Annotated in this window: 12 protein-coding genes and 1 other annotated feature; of the genes, 4 read left to right on the top strand and 8 right to left on the bottom strand. The window is 46.0% G+C overall.

All coding sequences use genetic code 11. From position 1 onward, the window contains the following. Positions 1-93: 93 nt before the first annotated feature. Positions 94-2,079 (bottom strand): sensor domain-containing diguanylate cyclase, encoded by a 1,986-nt coding sequence (locus tag B4V02_RS09490; protein WP_094154601.1) that lies wholly within the window; start codon positions 2,077-2,079, stop codon positions 94-96. A gap of 436 nt (positions 2,080-2,515) precedes the next feature. On the opposite strand from B4V02_RS09490, the gene rpsD reads away from it, so the two are divergent. Beyond that, positions 2,516-3,115 carry a 30S ribosomal protein S4 gene (gene rpsD, locus B4V02_RS09485; protein ID WP_007431033.1) on the top strand — a complete coding sequence of 200 codons (600 nt, stop codon included), beginning with the start codon at positions 2,516-2,518 and terminating at the stop codon, positions 3,113-3,115. A gap of 78 nt (positions 3,116-3,193) precedes the next feature. On the opposite strand, the gene B4V02_RS09480 is transcribed toward rpsD, so the two are convergent. After that, a complete protein-coding gene (locus tag B4V02_RS09480; protein ID WP_094154600.1) occupies positions 3,194-4,063 on the bottom strand; it encodes an AraC family transcriptional regulator in 870 nt (289 codons plus the stop codon). Between the two features lie 203 nt (positions 4,064-4,266). Further along, the gene (gene tyrS / locus B4V02_RS09475; protein WP_094154599.1) at positions 4,267-5,520 is read right to left on the bottom strand and encodes a tyrosine--tRNA ligase; all 1,254 of its coding nucleotides are present in this window, start codon (positions 5,518-5,520) and stop codon (positions 4,267-4,269) included. A 67-nt stretch (positions 5,521-5,587) separates the two neighbouring features. After that, positions 5,588-5,855 (bottom strand) — a binding site (T-box leader). A gap of 135 nt (positions 5,856-5,990) precedes the next feature. Between tyrS and B4V02_RS09470 the strand changes: the two genes are divergently transcribed. Then, on the top strand, positions 5,991-9,014 hold the full coding sequence (locus B4V02_RS09470; protein ID WP_094154598.1) for a penicillin-binding protein 1A: 3,024 nt from the start codon (positions 5,991-5,993) through the stop codon (positions 9,012-9,014). Between the two features lie 84 nt (positions 9,015-9,098). Here B4V02_RS09470 and acsA read toward each other — a convergent pair whose 3' ends face one another. Further along, positions 9,099-10,814 (bottom strand): acetate--CoA ligase, encoded by a 1,716-nt coding sequence (gene acsA / locus B4V02_RS09465; protein WP_094154597.1) that lies wholly within the window; start codon positions 10,812-10,814, stop codon positions 9,099-9,101. Positions 10,815-11,064: 250 nt separating this feature from the next. On the opposite strand from acsA, the gene B4V02_RS09455 reads away from it, so the two are divergent. Beyond that, positions 11,065-11,697 (top strand): GNAT family N-acetyltransferase, encoded by a 633-nt coding sequence (locus B4V02_RS09455; protein ID WP_043891090.1) that lies wholly within the window; start codon positions 11,065-11,067, stop codon positions 11,695-11,697. A 10-nt stretch (positions 11,698-11,707) separates the two neighbouring features. Here B4V02_RS09455 and B4V02_RS09450 read toward each other — a convergent pair whose 3' ends face one another. The 4 genes from B4V02_RS09450 to B4V02_RS09435 form a co-directional block, all read right to left on the bottom strand. Then, positions 11,708-12,406 carry a 5'-methylthioadenosine/adenosylhomocysteine nucleosidase gene (locus B4V02_RS09450; RefSeq protein ID WP_007431039.1) on the bottom strand — a complete coding sequence of 233 codons (699 nt, stop codon included), beginning with the start codon at positions 12,404-12,406 and terminating at the stop codon, positions 11,708-11,710. Between the two features lie 126 nt (positions 12,407-12,532). Further along, on the bottom strand, positions 12,533-13,540 hold the full coding sequence (ccpA, locus tag B4V02_RS09445) for a catabolite control protein A (protein WP_007431040.1): 1,008 nt from the start codon (positions 13,538-13,540) through the stop codon (positions 12,533-12,535). Positions 13,541-13,646: 106 nt separating this feature from the next. Next, positions 13,647-13,988 carry a bacillithiol system redox-active protein YtxJ gene (gene ytxJ, locus B4V02_RS09440; RefSeq protein WP_094154595.1) on the bottom strand — a complete coding sequence of 114 codons (342 nt, stop codon included), beginning with the start codon at positions 13,986-13,988 and terminating at the stop codon, positions 13,647-13,649. A gap of 101 nt (positions 13,989-14,089) precedes the next feature. Continuing rightward, entirely contained in the window at positions 14,090-14,536 is a 447-nt protein-coding gene (locus tag B4V02_RS09435) for a hypothetical protein (protein ID WP_094154594.1), read from the bottom strand. A 398-nt stretch (positions 14,537-14,934) separates the two neighbouring features. On the opposite strand from B4V02_RS09435, the gene B4V02_RS09430 reads away from it, so the two are divergent. Then, positions 14,935-15,471 carry a type 1 glutamine amidotransferase domain-containing protein gene (locus tag B4V02_RS09430; protein ID WP_094154593.1) on the top strand — a complete coding sequence of 179 codons (537 nt, stop codon included), beginning with the start codon at positions 14,935-14,937 and terminating at the stop codon, positions 15,469-15,471. Positions 15,472-15,525: the final 54 nt, after the last annotated feature.

Below are 15,525 nucleotides of genomic sequence, written 5' to 3'. Positions count from 1 at the left end.
ATGTATATGCACCTTAAAGCTATGATTAGGATTTCCTGTCTGCAATGAGTTATGCAAGACAAAAAAAAGAGAACATTCCCGAAGGAGCATTCTCTATGCACTGCCTGCATGATCAATAACGATTCGATTACGTCCTTCATTTTTCGCCTCATACAGCGCCATATCCGCGCTATAAAACAAAGACTCAATGCTAATCTGCTCGTCCAGCCAATTCCATTCAGCAATCCCGCAGGAAACAGTCACACGAGGCTCGGTTTCATGCTGTACGCGGTAACGTATCTTTTCCGCATATTGGAGCGCCTGTAGAACGCCCAGTTGTGGCAAATAGATAGCAAGCTCCTCGCCGCCCCATCTAGCACATACGTCCTCATCACGAGTCGTGGAACGAACAATATCACTGACGCTTTTCAAAATTTCGTCACCCGTCTGATGCCCATACGTATCATTCACTTGTTTGAATTGATCAATATCCACCAAAATAAGCGATCCGCAGAAGTCCTTTTCTTGATGCTGCTGTATAAATTGATCCACATAATGACGTACATACAGACCCGTTAACATATCCATATTGGCCAATCGTCGCACCTCAGCATGCAGCATAGCATTGGTTACCGCCAGCCAGATGTGGGGGGCCAGCATTTGCAGCATCTTGTAATTGTCATATGAGAAAAAGTTCGGAAGCTTGCTGGACAATAGTATTACTCCCATGGGAGTACCGCTGGTTTTCATAGGTACAGCCATCAGAGATAGGGAGTCCGTCAAATCCATTAACGTTGAGGATATCTTCCCTTCTTTTCTATAGTCTGACACAATAACAGGATCACCTGTTTTACACACTAATCCAGCAAACCCTTCATCACGAGGATAACTGTGCAGCCTCACACTTTCCACATTGCTCGATGTAACCTTATAATAACTTTCTTCCTGATCAAGCTGCACAATACAGCAAAAGTCAGCCTTGAACATCTTCAATAGCTCCTGCATGGCAAACTCGAATACGTCATTTAACTTCAGACTTTGATTTAAGCGCTGAACCAGCTCATTAATGAGACGCAATTCATGAATAAGTATATTCGATTGCTCCAGCAGCTTGGCATTTTCAAATGCAGTGCCGGCTGTATCCGCCATCATAGCGATCAGTTCTACATCCACTTTGTTCATACTATCCGAACCCGATGGAAGAATCATATGGAAAACACCGTATACACCCTGCTTCCCACGTAACGGAATGCCGATTTCAGTCACTTCATTTTGCAAGCCAACAGGCTCATTGACAGCCATTTGCCCTTTCATAAATGCACGCACACATACATCCTCGTCCCGTTCATGCAGCAGCAATGGTTTGACCTTTGGATTGCGACTGTGCCGATCCTGACTCATATACAACGTAATATCCATTTGTGGAAATAAATAGGCGATGCTATCAAATACTTCGTCCAGCACGCCTTCCACATCAATTTTGTCATGCATCCGTTTTACAATCTGAAATAAAATAGAGCGACGTCTACCTTCACGATCACTTCGATTCTGCACTCCAAGAATATCTTCCATAAATATATACTCAAACTTCGAATAAAAGCAGGATCTAAAATGTAAAGCAGCCGCCAACAAAGCATCTTGTTCAGCAAAAACATGTTGCGCGGACCGTGTAAAACGAAGAAAAGCAAACAGATCTCTCTTGTGATTTCGGCAAAGTATGGGAACCATGTATACAAATCCAAGGCTTCCGTCACGGAGCGTACGCTGGCTCACTTCTATCTCTCTGGAAAAGCAGCAACGTTCAACTAATCCCAAATCCTCATTATCGTCCTCTTCCCTACCAGCAACCCGAACGCCTGTAAAATTAAAAACAGCAGTATCTTCTTCGTTGATCCAGGGTATACCATTGCTCTGCTGTAACCAGTTCCGATATCCTTGGACAAGAAGCTGGTCAATATAGGGGAAGTCATAGGGTGTCATATCCATCTTCTGAAGCCAGACGATAGACGTATATCCTTTATCATCAAACAGCGGAGCACCGCTTGCCTGGACTGTTGAACCGTCAAGCGTTTGCTGATCCGTTGTTGAAAATTCCGACATATTAAGGCGCTCCTTCACAGCAAAATTAGCTGTACCAAGACAGCGGCTATACACCACTATAGCTCGTAGTATGCTCTATTTTACTCTCAACTCTAGAAATTTGCATCCATTTTTCATAAATTCGTCCCATTTTTTTAGTTCTTAAGCCCTATCGACAAATTCTGACGTTTTCATTCTTTTTATCTTCTTGACATTGACCCACTCTTACATATAATATATATTATTGAAAAAGACTGTGCGGCAGAATTATCTACTGTGCGGATCTTAAATTTTGGGCGTAACAGTTTGTGTCACCCTCATCTTTTTTGTTGCTGACAGGACAGCGGCTGAACTTTTCTGTCAGTAGTGCGTCTCACCTTGATTGGTAGCGCCGAACAAATTGGAGCGCAAAGAGAGCCCCAACTCAAATTTTAATTATGAAGGAGTTAACTCTATAATGGCACGTTACACTGGTCCTAAATTTAAATTAAGCCGTCGTCTCGGTATTTCCCTGAGCGGCACAGGTAAAGAATTGAAACGCCCTTTCCCTCCGGGACAACATGGTGCAAACCAACGGAGAAAAATCAGTAACTACGGTATGCAGCTTCAAGAGAAACAAAAGCTGCGCCACATGTACGGCTTGGGTGAAAAACAATTCCGTACCCTGTTCAACAAAGCTCAACACATGCACGGTATCGCTGGTGAAAACTTCATGTTCTTGCTGGAAAGCCGCCTGGACAACCTCGTGTTCCGTCTTGGCTTTGCTAACTCCCGTGCAGGCGCACGTCAATTGGTAGCTCACGGTCACGTTACTGTGAACGGTAAAAAAGTTGACATCGCTTCTTACCAAGTAAGCCCTGGCGACGTGATCGGTCTTCGTGAAAGAAGTCGTTCCCTGTCTTCCATTAAAGAAGCTTTGGAAAACCGCAACCACTTGGCTGCTTACTTGGAGTACAATGACGCTGCTCTGGAAGGTAAATACATTCGTTTGCCTGAGCGTGGCGAATTGTCTCAAGATATCGACGAAAAACAAATCGTCGAATTCTACAACCGCTAATCCTTGCATTAGCACCGAAAAGCACCCGAACAAAGTTCGGGTGCTTTTTGTATTCCCCATGCGTCTAGTCTGCGGCTTTTATTCAATGGGGATATACACCTTGATGCTCAAATGATCAGGAAAGGAAGAATTCATCACATCCGTAATTTCAAAATCAGGCCCCTCCCTCCGTTCAAAATTAGAATTGGGAAGCCATATGCCGTAGATGAAATCTCGTACATCCTGAACTCGTCCATTTGAGCCTGAAGCGTCAAATTCGGCATACTTCCCCGCAGGAATCTCCATATATATGAAACCCTCTGCCAGCTCATTCGATTCTTTCCCAACTGCCTCGCCCACCACAAATGAAAATGCACCGTCGTCTTCAAAACGACAAGCAATCCCATATGACATTCCCGGTGCGATTTTGTTCGGAATACACATAAAATATTCATTGGCCCCAAAGTGATCATAGAATCCCGGGATTTCTTTATAATGTTGCTCATTGTTTAGATTTGTTTTATATTCATGCCCTATGATTTTAATCGTTTCGAGTTGCCGCATCACTGGCTTCTTCATATCCAAATCTCCCTTCGTGTTTTTTTGATAATCCAGAAAATTGATCTTGCTTTGCCCGGGGAGCTCAATATCACTGTCGCGATATTTCCCAGGGGTGATACCAAAACTCTTTTCAAAAGCACGGGTAAATGCTTCTTGCGAGTTATACTGATACTCAATAGCGATGTCTAATACCTTTTGACTGGATTGTTTCAGCCTTGCAGCCGCCTCGGACAATCTCCTCCTTCTTATATATTGTTGAACCGTAAAGCCCGAAATGGCCTGAAAAACCCGCTGGAAATGAAAGGCTGAAAAGCAAGCTTGTGAAGCAACCTCAGTAATGTTCAGATCCTCCCGCAGATTCAATTCAATAAATTCAATCGCACACTGAATTCGTTTAAAATAGTCCATACAAACCTTCCCCGCACTTGTTATTGTTTTGGTTATTTCCCTACACGAAAATTGTGCAAGCCCACGCAATCCATTATGAACAATCCTGCGCCTGCTTGTTTGATTATTTGTGCTAAGTTTACCACGGCCTTTCACTCGGCAAAAATAAAAAGCAACGCAGAGATGCTATACCGATCTCAGCGCTGCTTGTAAATGGATTTGAATTATCCGAGCTTGATTTTAGCAAATTTTCGTTTACCTACCTGAACAATGTCGCCTTCCTTCGGCGTGTATGCTTCGTTCACATCGGTCCACTTCTCTTCATTAATTTTGACCGAACCCTGCTGGATACTACGTTTTGCTTCACCATTAGATGCCGCAAAGCCCAGATGAGTCAGCAGCTGGATCACACGAATTCCGCCTTCTTCCAATTGATCAGCCGTCAAGGTGAACTCTTCGATATCATCAGGCAGCGCACGTTGCTGGAATACAGTCACAAAATGCTGCTTGGCTGCTTCCGCCGCTTCCTCACCATGGTACATGCGTACCAGCGTTCCGGCCAGCTTCATTTTAGCATCACGCGGATGCACGGAACCATCCTGCACGCCTGTTGCCAGCTCCGCAAGCTCCTCATTGTTGATATCCGTTGCAAGCTCAAAATATTTCAGCATAAGCTCATCAGGAACGGACATCGATTTCCCGTATATTTCGTTCGGTTCCTCATCAACACCAATATAGTTCCCCAAACTTTTACTCATCTTCTGCACGCCATCCAGTCCTTCAAGCAGTGGCAGCATGATGGTCGCCTGCGGCTCTACACCGTATTCTTTTTGCAGAGTTCTGCCCATCAGCAGGTTGAACTTTTGATCCGTTCCTCCCAGCTCAATATCGCTTTTCAGAGCTACCGAATCCATGCCCTGCATCAGAGGGTAGAAGAACTCGTGAATGCTGATTGGCAAGCCGTTTTGGTATCTTTTTGTAAAATCATCCCGCTCCAGCATGCGGGCAACAGTGACCTTGGCGGACAAGGTTACCACATCAGCAAAAGACATCGGTCCCAACCATTCGGAATTGTAGTATACCTTTGTTTTATCAGGATCAAGAATTTTAAAAATTTGTTCCTTATACGTTTGCGCGTTACGCTGTACATCTTCTTCAGTCAGTTGCTTCCGGGTTTCCGATTTGCCTGTTGGATCACCGATTCTCCCTGTAAAATCTCCAATAATCAGCTGCACATGATGCCCCAGTTCCTGAAACTGGCGCAGTTTGTGCATAACAACCGTGTGTCCGATGTGAATATCAGGTGCAGACGGATCAAGACCCAGCTTGATTTTGAGCGGCTCACCGCTTACCACTGACTTGATAACCTTGCGCTTCAGCTCATCCTCTGGCACAATTTCCGCCACTCCCCGCTGAATCACATCAAGTTGTCGCTCTACCTCTGCCTGTTGCTCAGGCTTCAATTCTTCCCATTTCATCCTGTATTCCTCCTATTTTATGATCCAAATATTACCATATTAAACAAACCAAAAAGCCCCTTTCATCCCAAGGGACGAGAAGGAGCTGCTCGCGTTACCACCCTAATTAAAGAAACGTATGCCAAAACAAGCGTTTCTTTCACTTCATTTCTATAACGGGTCTACACCCGGTACTGGATTACTATCGTCGTCTTCGCAAATCTGCAAAGGCAATGCCATTCATCCAGACAGCTCCAGACGGTAATTCAAAGATGGGACGCTACCGATTCACACCATCCATCGGCTCTCTGCACAACGTGATTCCACCTTCTACTGAAGTCTTTCTCTGCTTTTCACGATATTTACTTTGTCCTATTTATAACATACTGCTTTTGTGTAGTCAACGACACCAAAAGACAGGCTTTTTAGCATATGGGTTCATTTTGTAATTTTATGCTATAATAATGGCTGTTAAAAAGGAGGAAGACTTAATGGTTGAAGAAAAAAACAACGTATCAGAGCCAAAGCCTTCCCGCTTAAGGACAACCATGCGAAGGCTCGGCCGTGTCATAAAGTGGGTCATCATCATCGGTTGTATGGGGGTACTGTTCGCAGGAGGAGCAGCCGCCGGCTATATAGCCTCTATTGTCAAAAACGAGCCAGTGCGTTCCAGATCCATGATTGAACAGGAAGTAAATAAGAATGCAATAACGGGCTTTGCTTATTTCAATGACGGCTCTCCCATCGGACAGCTCCGGACAGAGGAAGATCGGCGGCCCGTCACGTTTAAGGAGATTCCGCAACTCGTCATTGACGCAGTCATTGCTATTGAGGATAACCATTTTTACGAGCACAAAGGTGTCGATCTGTCAGGAACGCTGCGCGCTGTAAAACAAAAAGCGCTGCATGAGTCTGTACAAACCGGGGGGAGCACCCTGACTCAACAGCTTGCGCGTCGTGTTTTTCTGAATCTTGATCGCACAGATGATCGCAAGGTCAAGGAAATTCTGCTGTCTCTGCGCCTTGAGCGCTTTCTGAGCAAGCAGCAAATTATTACAGCCTATCTCAACAAAGTACCTTTTGGAAACGGCTCAAGCGGTTACAACGTCTTTGGCATCAAAGCAGCCGCCAAGGGTATTTTTAACGAAAATGATCTAAATAAGCTCAATGTGGCACAGGCCGCCTATCTGGCAGGACTGCCGCAGCTTCCTTCTTCTTATTCTGCTTTCAACGGTAAGGGCGAGTTTAATGAGTCCGGCTTTAAAAGGGCAATAAATCGTCAACATCTGGTGCTCAGTCGAATGCTCGAAGAAAATAAAATCAATAAAGCTCAGTATGATGAAGCAATGGCTTTTGATATTAAAAAATCTCTTGCACCTCGTACTGTAAAAGCTTATAACACCTATCCATACCTTATGATGGAAACAGAACGGCAAGCTGCGCAGGCACTGATGTCCGTCACGAATCCGGGCCAGGCGGCCAATGCTGGTGCAGATGCCAAGACCAAGGATGATAACGATTTGCTCAAAGAGGCCGAACAACAGCTTCGCACGGGTGGCTATATGGTCTACACCACCATTGATAAGAGCGTATACAAATCCATGCGCCAAATTGCAGAAAATAAAAACAACTTCTCTGCCACCAGTAAAACCAAGGGTGATGAGCAAGCAGCGGCCATTTTGATTCAGCATAAAACAGGCGCGATTCTCGGGATGATGGAAGGCCGGGACTTCCAAAAGGAACAGATGAATTATGCTACTCAGATGGTGCGTCAGCCGGGATCAGCGATGAAGCCCATTGCCGCCTATCTTCCTGCATTGGAAAGTGGTCTTGTGCAGCCCGGCAGCATCGTGGACGACGCTCCTATTATTTTGAAAGATGGCAGCAACGGATATCATATTCCGAAAAATGCGAACAACCGCTATCAAGGATTGGTTACAGCACGTTATGCACTGAATCAATCGCTAAACACAATAGCGCTCAAGCTGTTTAACGAAAAAGTAGGTATTAGCAAGGCTTGGGCTTTCGCCAAAAAGTTGGGCATTACCACCCTGGAACCGAGTGATAATAACGCCCAAACGGGTGTGCTTGGCGGCTTGGCCCACGGGGTGACTGTCGAGGAGCTAACAAATGCCTACGGAGCCATTCCTAACGGCGGTGTATTTAATGACGCTTATATGATTGAAAAGATTGTGGATTCGCAAGGCAATATTGTGTACAAGCATCAGCCTAATCCTGTACAAGCCTTCACGCCGCAAACGGCCTATCTGATGACGGATATGTTGCGTACAGCAGTGTCGGAGGGTACAGGCAGACTGGTGAAGCGCAACTTCAATCAAGCTGGCAAGATTCCGATTGCCGGCAAGACAGGTACTACACAATCCTATACCGATGTTTGGTTCGAGGGATTTACGCCTGACGTTACATTGGGTGTGTGGGTCGGTTACAAGCAGCCTGTCAATAAGCTTGAAACAAAAGTACAAAAAGAGCGTGCACGTCGCTTATGGGCTCTGATTATGAATGAAGTAACGGCCAAAGATTCCCAGCTGTTCCAAACGGACAGCTTCAAGCGACCTGACGGTATTGTAAGCCGTACAGCATCCGCGTATGGTTCGGATATTTACAACAGTAAGTATTTACCCAAAAATAGTGAAAATGGCGTTACCCGTGCCAAATATATCACCTATCAAGGTGTGAATTACATTCCACGCGATAGTACACCGGATGATATGTTGTATGAACGAACGGTTCGAAAAAGGGAAAAACCCATCTCAGAATTGATTAAAGAGCTTGAGCAGGCCTTTACGGTGATGAAACGACATAACTCGTTGTCCTACTATCTCCCTGAGGATGCAGATAAGGAAGCTCCTACTCAGGTCGATCCACGCAAGGACGACGGTACTGCTCCTAATGCTCCGGCGAGCGTCAGCGTTAGCTACAGCGATGGAAAGGCCATAATCAGCTTTAGTCCAAGCGGAAACAGCGACGTCGTAGGATATCGTCTTTACCGTTCTACAGATGGCGGCAGCTTCCAACGGCTTGGCAAGGTTGTCATGGCTGACGGCTCCAAGGTGTTCTCAGACAGTCCACCGGGCAGCAGCTCCAGCTACTACGTGACTGCCGTTGATGTAGGCGGACATGAGTCCGAGCCTAGTGCCAAAGCAAGCGCGGCACCTGTATTGCCGCCTGTAAATTCGGAGTCTCCAGCCGTTCCCGGTGCGGGAGATGCAACAGGTGTACAGCCTACTGAGGTTCCTACTGCTCCTGGACAGCCCCAGGCTAAGGCAGCAGGCTCTTCTGTAGTACTTCAATGGAGTGCCGGAAAGCCTGCGGACGCTATTACAGGCTATAATGTGTACTACAGTGAAAACGGTGCGGAGCCCTTTACCAACATAGGCTCTACCACATCTTCCAGCTTTGAATACAAAGCTGGTAAAAAGCCGAAAGGCTGGTTCCGTGTCACTTCCATAAATGCAATAGGCGAATCGGCTCCTTCTGGAGCCGTCCGTCCATAACCGTAAACAAAAGTAAAAGAGGGAGTCTCCTTAGCTCATATGGCTTTGGAGATTCCCTCTTTTACTTTTATTATGAATAGCATTTTAATCCTCTATGGTAGACAAGTCCCCTGTAGGAAGGTTAAGCTCCCAGGCCTTCAGCACACGTCTCATAATTTTGCCGGAACGGGTCTTGGGCAGCTTTTCCTTAAATTCAATTTCGCGTGGAGCAGCATGAGCAGACAACCCCTCCTTGACAAAGCGGTAGATATCCTGCTGTAAAGCCTCAGAAGGTGTGTAGCCTTCACGCAGTGCGACAAAAGCTTTAATGATCTCTCCCCGCACAGCATCTGGTTTTCCAATGACTCCGGCCTCCGCAACAGCAGGATGCTCCAGAAGCTTGCTCTCGACCTCAAAAGGACCGATTCGCTCCCCCGAGGAATTAATGACATCATCAATCCGTCCCTGAAACCAGAAATAACCGTCCTCATCCATATAGGCAGAGTCGCCGGACACATACCAACCGGGGAACCGAAAATACTCCTGATACTTGTTCGGGTTATTCCATATACGGATCATCATCGATGGCCACGGTGTACGTATTGCCAAATGCCCCATCCGGTTAGGAGGCAGCACCTGTCCTTTGTCGTCCAGTATGGCAGCCTGAATACCTGGTAGTGGCTTTCCCATCGAACCGGGCTTAATTGGCAGCTCAGGGTAATTACAGATCAATTGCCCCCCTGTTTCTGTCATCCACCATGTATCGTGAATGCGCTGCGTATACACCCGCCAGCCCCATCTTACCACTTCGGGATTGAGCGGTTCTCCCACGGATAACACATGCCGCAGGCTGCCGAGATCATACTTGGCAACAACCTGCTCTCCCGCGCTCATCAGCATCCGAAACGCTGTAGGAGCGCTATACCATATGGTCACTTCGTAACGCTCAATCGTCCGGTACCAGTTCTCTGGACTGAAGCGACCCCCACGAATAACATTCGTCGCTCCGTTCAGCCATGGCGCAAAAATGCCATATGACGTTCCTGTGACCCAGCCTGGATCAGCAGTACACCAATACACATCATCTTCCCGCAGATCCAGCACCATCTTGCCAGTATAATAATGCTGAATCATCGCATTTTGTACATGATATACACCTTTCGGCTTGCCTGTGGAGCCTGACGTATAATGAATGATTAATCCATCCTCACGACTCAGCCATTCAGGTTCAAGCTCTTCTGAGGACATAAGCATTTCCGTTTCAAAATCAATAACCCCTTGCTCTCGTTCGTCCATATCACCAACCACAAAGATATGTCGCAGCTTAGGAAGCTCCTCGCGTTTGATCCGCGAAAGAAGTGCAGGTGTGGTCACTAGCGCCACCGCCCCGCTATCCTCCAGCCGATCCTTGACCGCTGTCTCCATAAACGCCTCAAACAAAGGGCCCACAACAGCTCCAACCTTTAAAATACCAAACAAGCTGATCACCAGCTCAGGTGAACGCGGCATGAAAATAAACACCCGCTCCCCTTTGCCAATACCGTATTTGCGTAGCACATTGCCAAATCTGTTAGAGCTGGCACGAAGCTGAGAAAAGGTGTAAGCTTCATGACGGCTTGCATCACAATACAAAAGCGCTGTTTTTTCACCACGGCCTTCTACTACATGTCGGTCAATGGCTTCATGTGCCATGTTCACCTTGCCTGTTTCATACCACGTAAAATGACGTTCTGCATCTTCCCACTGAAATCGGTTGTAAGCTTGTTCGTACGGGCCCATGTTGGATGTGGGAACTACAGCCTGGAGTTCTTCAATCTTCATGCATACAGCCTCCTCATAATATGATAATGAGAATTGCGCAGGACAAGATAGCGCTTACAAAAATCAATAAAAGCAAATGCACTCTCTTTGGTTTAATATCTAATTTAAAACATCTAATTGTGAACATTTTATGTCTAAAACAGTATATCATAGATGAGGATGTGACGACCATCCTTTTCATATATTTGTTTTTTTGTTATAAGTAGGGGATATGGAGAGCTAGCTGATGGTAAACAAGGAGGTCGTACGCATGCAGCATTTAAAACTGCACCACTTGGACACGCTGGATCATAACGGACAAACAATCTATGTAGAAGGACCGATTTCCGCTGATCAACTGCGTTCATTTGAAATGCATACGCAATTGGACGCCTTTCGTAAACCAAAGGAGCAATTCGACGCGCTGGTGGAAATTTCGGGACTGCCGGAAGGCAGAATCATCATTGCCCATGATGGGAAAACCCTTCTGGGATACGTCACCTTCCACTACCCGGATGAGTTGGAACGCTGGTCGGAAGCAGGCATGAAAGACCTGCTGGAGCTTGGAGCCATTGAGGTCGCCGACGACTATCGCGGACTGGGCTTGGGTAGTCGGATGATTCGAATTGCCTTTGAAGACGGGCAGCTTGAATCCTATATTATTTTTACGACCGAGTACTATTGGCACTGGGATTTAAAGGGCAGCGGCCTTTCCGTATGGGAGTACCGCCGCATGATGGAACGTCTGATGAAAACCGTAGATATGGTCTGGTACGCCACGGATGATCCTGAAATATGCTCACACCCGGCTAACTGTCTGATGGTACGAATGGGAGAGGATGTCCCTCTCGCATCACGAGAGCAGTTTGACCGCATCCGGTTTGTGCGAAGATTCATGTACTAAAATGGCGCCCTTAGCCTAAATGCTTGAGCATGTACTCCACAATACGATGCGAGCGATGAGATGCTTCCACCGTAAATTCGGCATAATTAACGTGAGCCGAGCCGTCGGCCTTATCTGACATAGAACGCAGGACAATATAAGGCACAGCGTTCATGTGAGCCGTCTGTGCCACCGCCGCACCCTCCATCTCGGTACAAGCGCCGCCCATTTCCTGATGCAATGCAGTTACCAATTCACGGCTTGCGACAAATTGATCACCAGACAGGACCTTGCCGACAATATAACGATCATCAAACGATTGGCAGGCTTGTTCAGCCAGGCGGACAAGCTCGGGATCAGCGGCGAATTCCGACGTATCCTGATAAGGGATAACCCCTCTGGCATAACCCAAAGCCCTTACATCCATATCATGCTGCATACATGTGGATGAGATGACAATATCCCCAATGTTTAAATCCGGGTGTACTGCCCCCGCGACTCCCGTGAAAATAATCTGTTCTACGCCAAAACGGTCAATCAGAATTTGGGTAGTTACCGCAGCATTGACCTTGCCGACACCGGATTTGCATACGACAACCTGTTTGCCGTGGATGATTCCTGTAGTGTAAGTGATTCCGGCCTTGATCGTCTTGCTTGCTTCCGTCATCGCTGACAGCAGCAATTCAATCTCTTCATCCATAGCACCCATTAGTCCATAAATCCGGCTCATTCTGTATCCCTCTATTCTTTAATGATGATTGTACCCACACGAAATATGTACCCGCGAAAAAAGCTCCATCAAAGGAGCTTTCGTCAAAGGAGCTTTCATCAAAATATATCCTGTTGAGCACTTCGCTTAATCTAGATAATTAACTGACAACCGCAAAATCGTTTCATGTGGCAAAATGACACGAGCATTATCCACATTTTCCTTTTTCATCAGTTTGGTCAGCAATCGCATCGCTACCGCGCCCAGATCGTACATTGGCTGCGCTACAGTTGTCAACTGAGGACGTACCATAGAAGCCATACGAATATTATCCACACTGATTACGGAAAAATCATCAGGTACTTTCAAACCTTCATCCTGAATGCTATGAATAGCACCAATCGCCATTTCATCTGTAGCAGCAAAAATCGCGCTTGGCTTCTTCTTTAAGCCCAAGAAGTATTTCATAGCTTCAACACCGGATTCATAGCGGTAGTTCCCGATTCGCACGAGATCCTCTTGATACTCAATTCCGGCAGTTTCCAATGCTCTCTTGTAACCTTGGAAACGTGCATAGCCGTTTGCAGGATCTTGAAGCGTACCACTGATCATTGCGATTTGACGATGACCGTGGCGAATCAGTGTATTTACCGCATCAAAAGCAGCTGCTTCATGGTCGATATCGACTGAAGGGTAGCTCCCTTTTTCATCACTCGTTGCACACAGAACGATAGGAACCGCGGCTGTATGAAATGCCTGAATATGCTCATCCGTGACTGTGCCGCCCATGAACAGAAGTCCATCCACTTGCTTTTCAAGCAACGTATTGATGACACGAATTTCTTTTTCCTTCCGCTTATCGGCATTACACAAAATAATGTTATAGTGATACATATTCGCAATATCCTCAATACCGCGCGCAATCTCTGCAAAAATTGAGTTCGATATATCCGGAATAACCACGCCAACAGTCGTCGTCTTCTTGCTGGCCAGACCTCTAGCCACCGCATTTGGGCGATATCCCAATTGTTCAATCGCTTCGTACACTTTCTTACGTGTCTGAGGTTTTACGTTAGGATTATTGTTAACTACACGGGACACCGTAGCCATTGAGACACCGGCTTCGCGAGCTACATCATAGATCGTTACCGTCACATTCCTTCTCTCCATTGCCAATAAATTTTCAACCGAATCCTAGATCAACTAATTAGAACCATGATACGACAAAATACTACTTTATGCAACGATAGCACTTCATCACCTAGGTCAGATGATCGTGGAGTGCACCGGCTGTAATATTCGAATGGGATGTATGCCAGACAGCCTCTCCATCCTTGATTAAAATGGCCTGCGGCGATTCATGCTTTATCTGGAGCCGCTCCGCAGCCTCATTGGATACCGGTCGGTCTTCTACTACATAAATGATACCGTATTCAATATTTTCGTTGGGAGCAGCTTGCAAATAGGACTCCATTTCCTGATATGCACCTGAACTAATCGGACAACGCGTACTATGTTTAAAGAGAAGCAACGGCTTGTCTGATGTCGCTTCCAGAGCCGTATTTAATTGTTGAACAGTAGTTATTTTCGTCATCGTCCCCATTGGATATACATTCCTTTCTGTGTCTTGTCGTATGGCCTATTCTCATCGTAACAAAAAGAACATGCAAAATCCAATGGTGACCATGAAAATTTTCATATTTTTTAGTTTTTTGTATTTGTAAACACCGATTTACTGGTAAAACCGGATAATTGAGTCAGTTTTTTCTCTACATCATTCATCCAATCCTCATCTCCCAGACTTCTCGCATAACGATAAAGGTCCAGCAAGAGATTGATCCGAAGCTCCATTCGCTCCTCCAGAGAGGATTGCCAGTCCACATTGGGATTGTCCGCTTCCTCCAGCACCAGCTTACGGATAATCTCAGCCAGTTCATTGCTGCGAGCAAAGGAAATTCGCCGTGCCGCAGGGTTATCTCCTAGACTTTGAAGCAGCTCCTTGATGTCCTTCGTCACATGTTGCAAAACCTCACTGGAAAAGCATGACGGGCATGAAAATACAGGAACATGCAGAATTTCAACCTTACCAGCAAAAATCACCTTACGAAGTTCCAGTCCCATCGTTGTGCCGCATTGGCATTGCTTATGCATTTAACCACCTCATTACATAGAATCAAGCTATATGAGGATCTCATCAAATCCAGATATATCTATCTACTAGTCTATAAAAGCTTTGTTAACTCTATAAAATCTTTCATGCCTTGTTTTATTTCGACTTTATACGCCTCAAATCCTTCCACAGATTGAAGCCATGAACAAATTACCAAAGGATTGGTGAAGTTGTCGTTCATTCCCGACCGTTTTTTTTGTAGCTGAGGCAAATGGCGAAATTGCTTTAAACAAGGTAAGTCACCAATACAATCATGTTTGTTATGTGCTCCACGGAACTTTAATGGGATATGGACTTCGGGCGTTCTTTTTCTTAAGATGTAAAGGTAGAGATTACAATAACAGCAGTGTCATCATATGACGCGCGAAAGGATGGTTGGATGTCGAGACTTGCCGGAAAAAAGGTTATTGCTCTGGTGGATGAGGAATTCGAGGATCTGGAGCTATGGTACCCGATTTACCGTGTTCGCGAAGAAGGCGCGGAAGTGCATCTAGCCGGTGCTGAAAAGGGTAAAAAATATATTGGAAAATATGGCGTGCCTGCTGAAGCAGAATATGCCTTTGAAGAGCTAAACAGCAGCGATTACGACGGGATTCTTGTCCCTGGCGGTTGGGCGCCTGATAAGCTGCGCCGCTATCCCAAGGTAATTCAACTCGTACAAGAATTTCACGCCGCACGTAAACCAATTGGACAAATCTGCCACGCAGGCTGGGTGCTGATTTCTGCCAAAATTTTGGACGGTGTTACGGTAACCTCCACACCAGGTATCCGTGATGATATGGAGAATGCAGGAGCGATCTGGAAGGACGAGCCTGTTGTGACCGACGGACATATTGTATCTGCTCGTCGTCCGCCGGACCTTCCACCTTACGGAAAAGCATTCTGTGATCTGTTAGCAGACAACAGCCAGAAATAAGAAAAAAGCACCTTCAAAACCAAAAATATATTGGTTTGAAGGTGCTTTTTCGTC

The sequence above is a fragment of the Paenibacillus kribbensis genome (assembly GCF_002240415.1).
Taxonomy (GTDB): Bacteria; Bacillota; Bacilli; order Paenibacillales; family Paenibacillaceae; genus Paenibacillus; species Paenibacillus kribbensis.
Note: the sequence above shows the minus strand (reverse complement) of the source record. Positions and strands in the feature narration are given on the sequence as shown.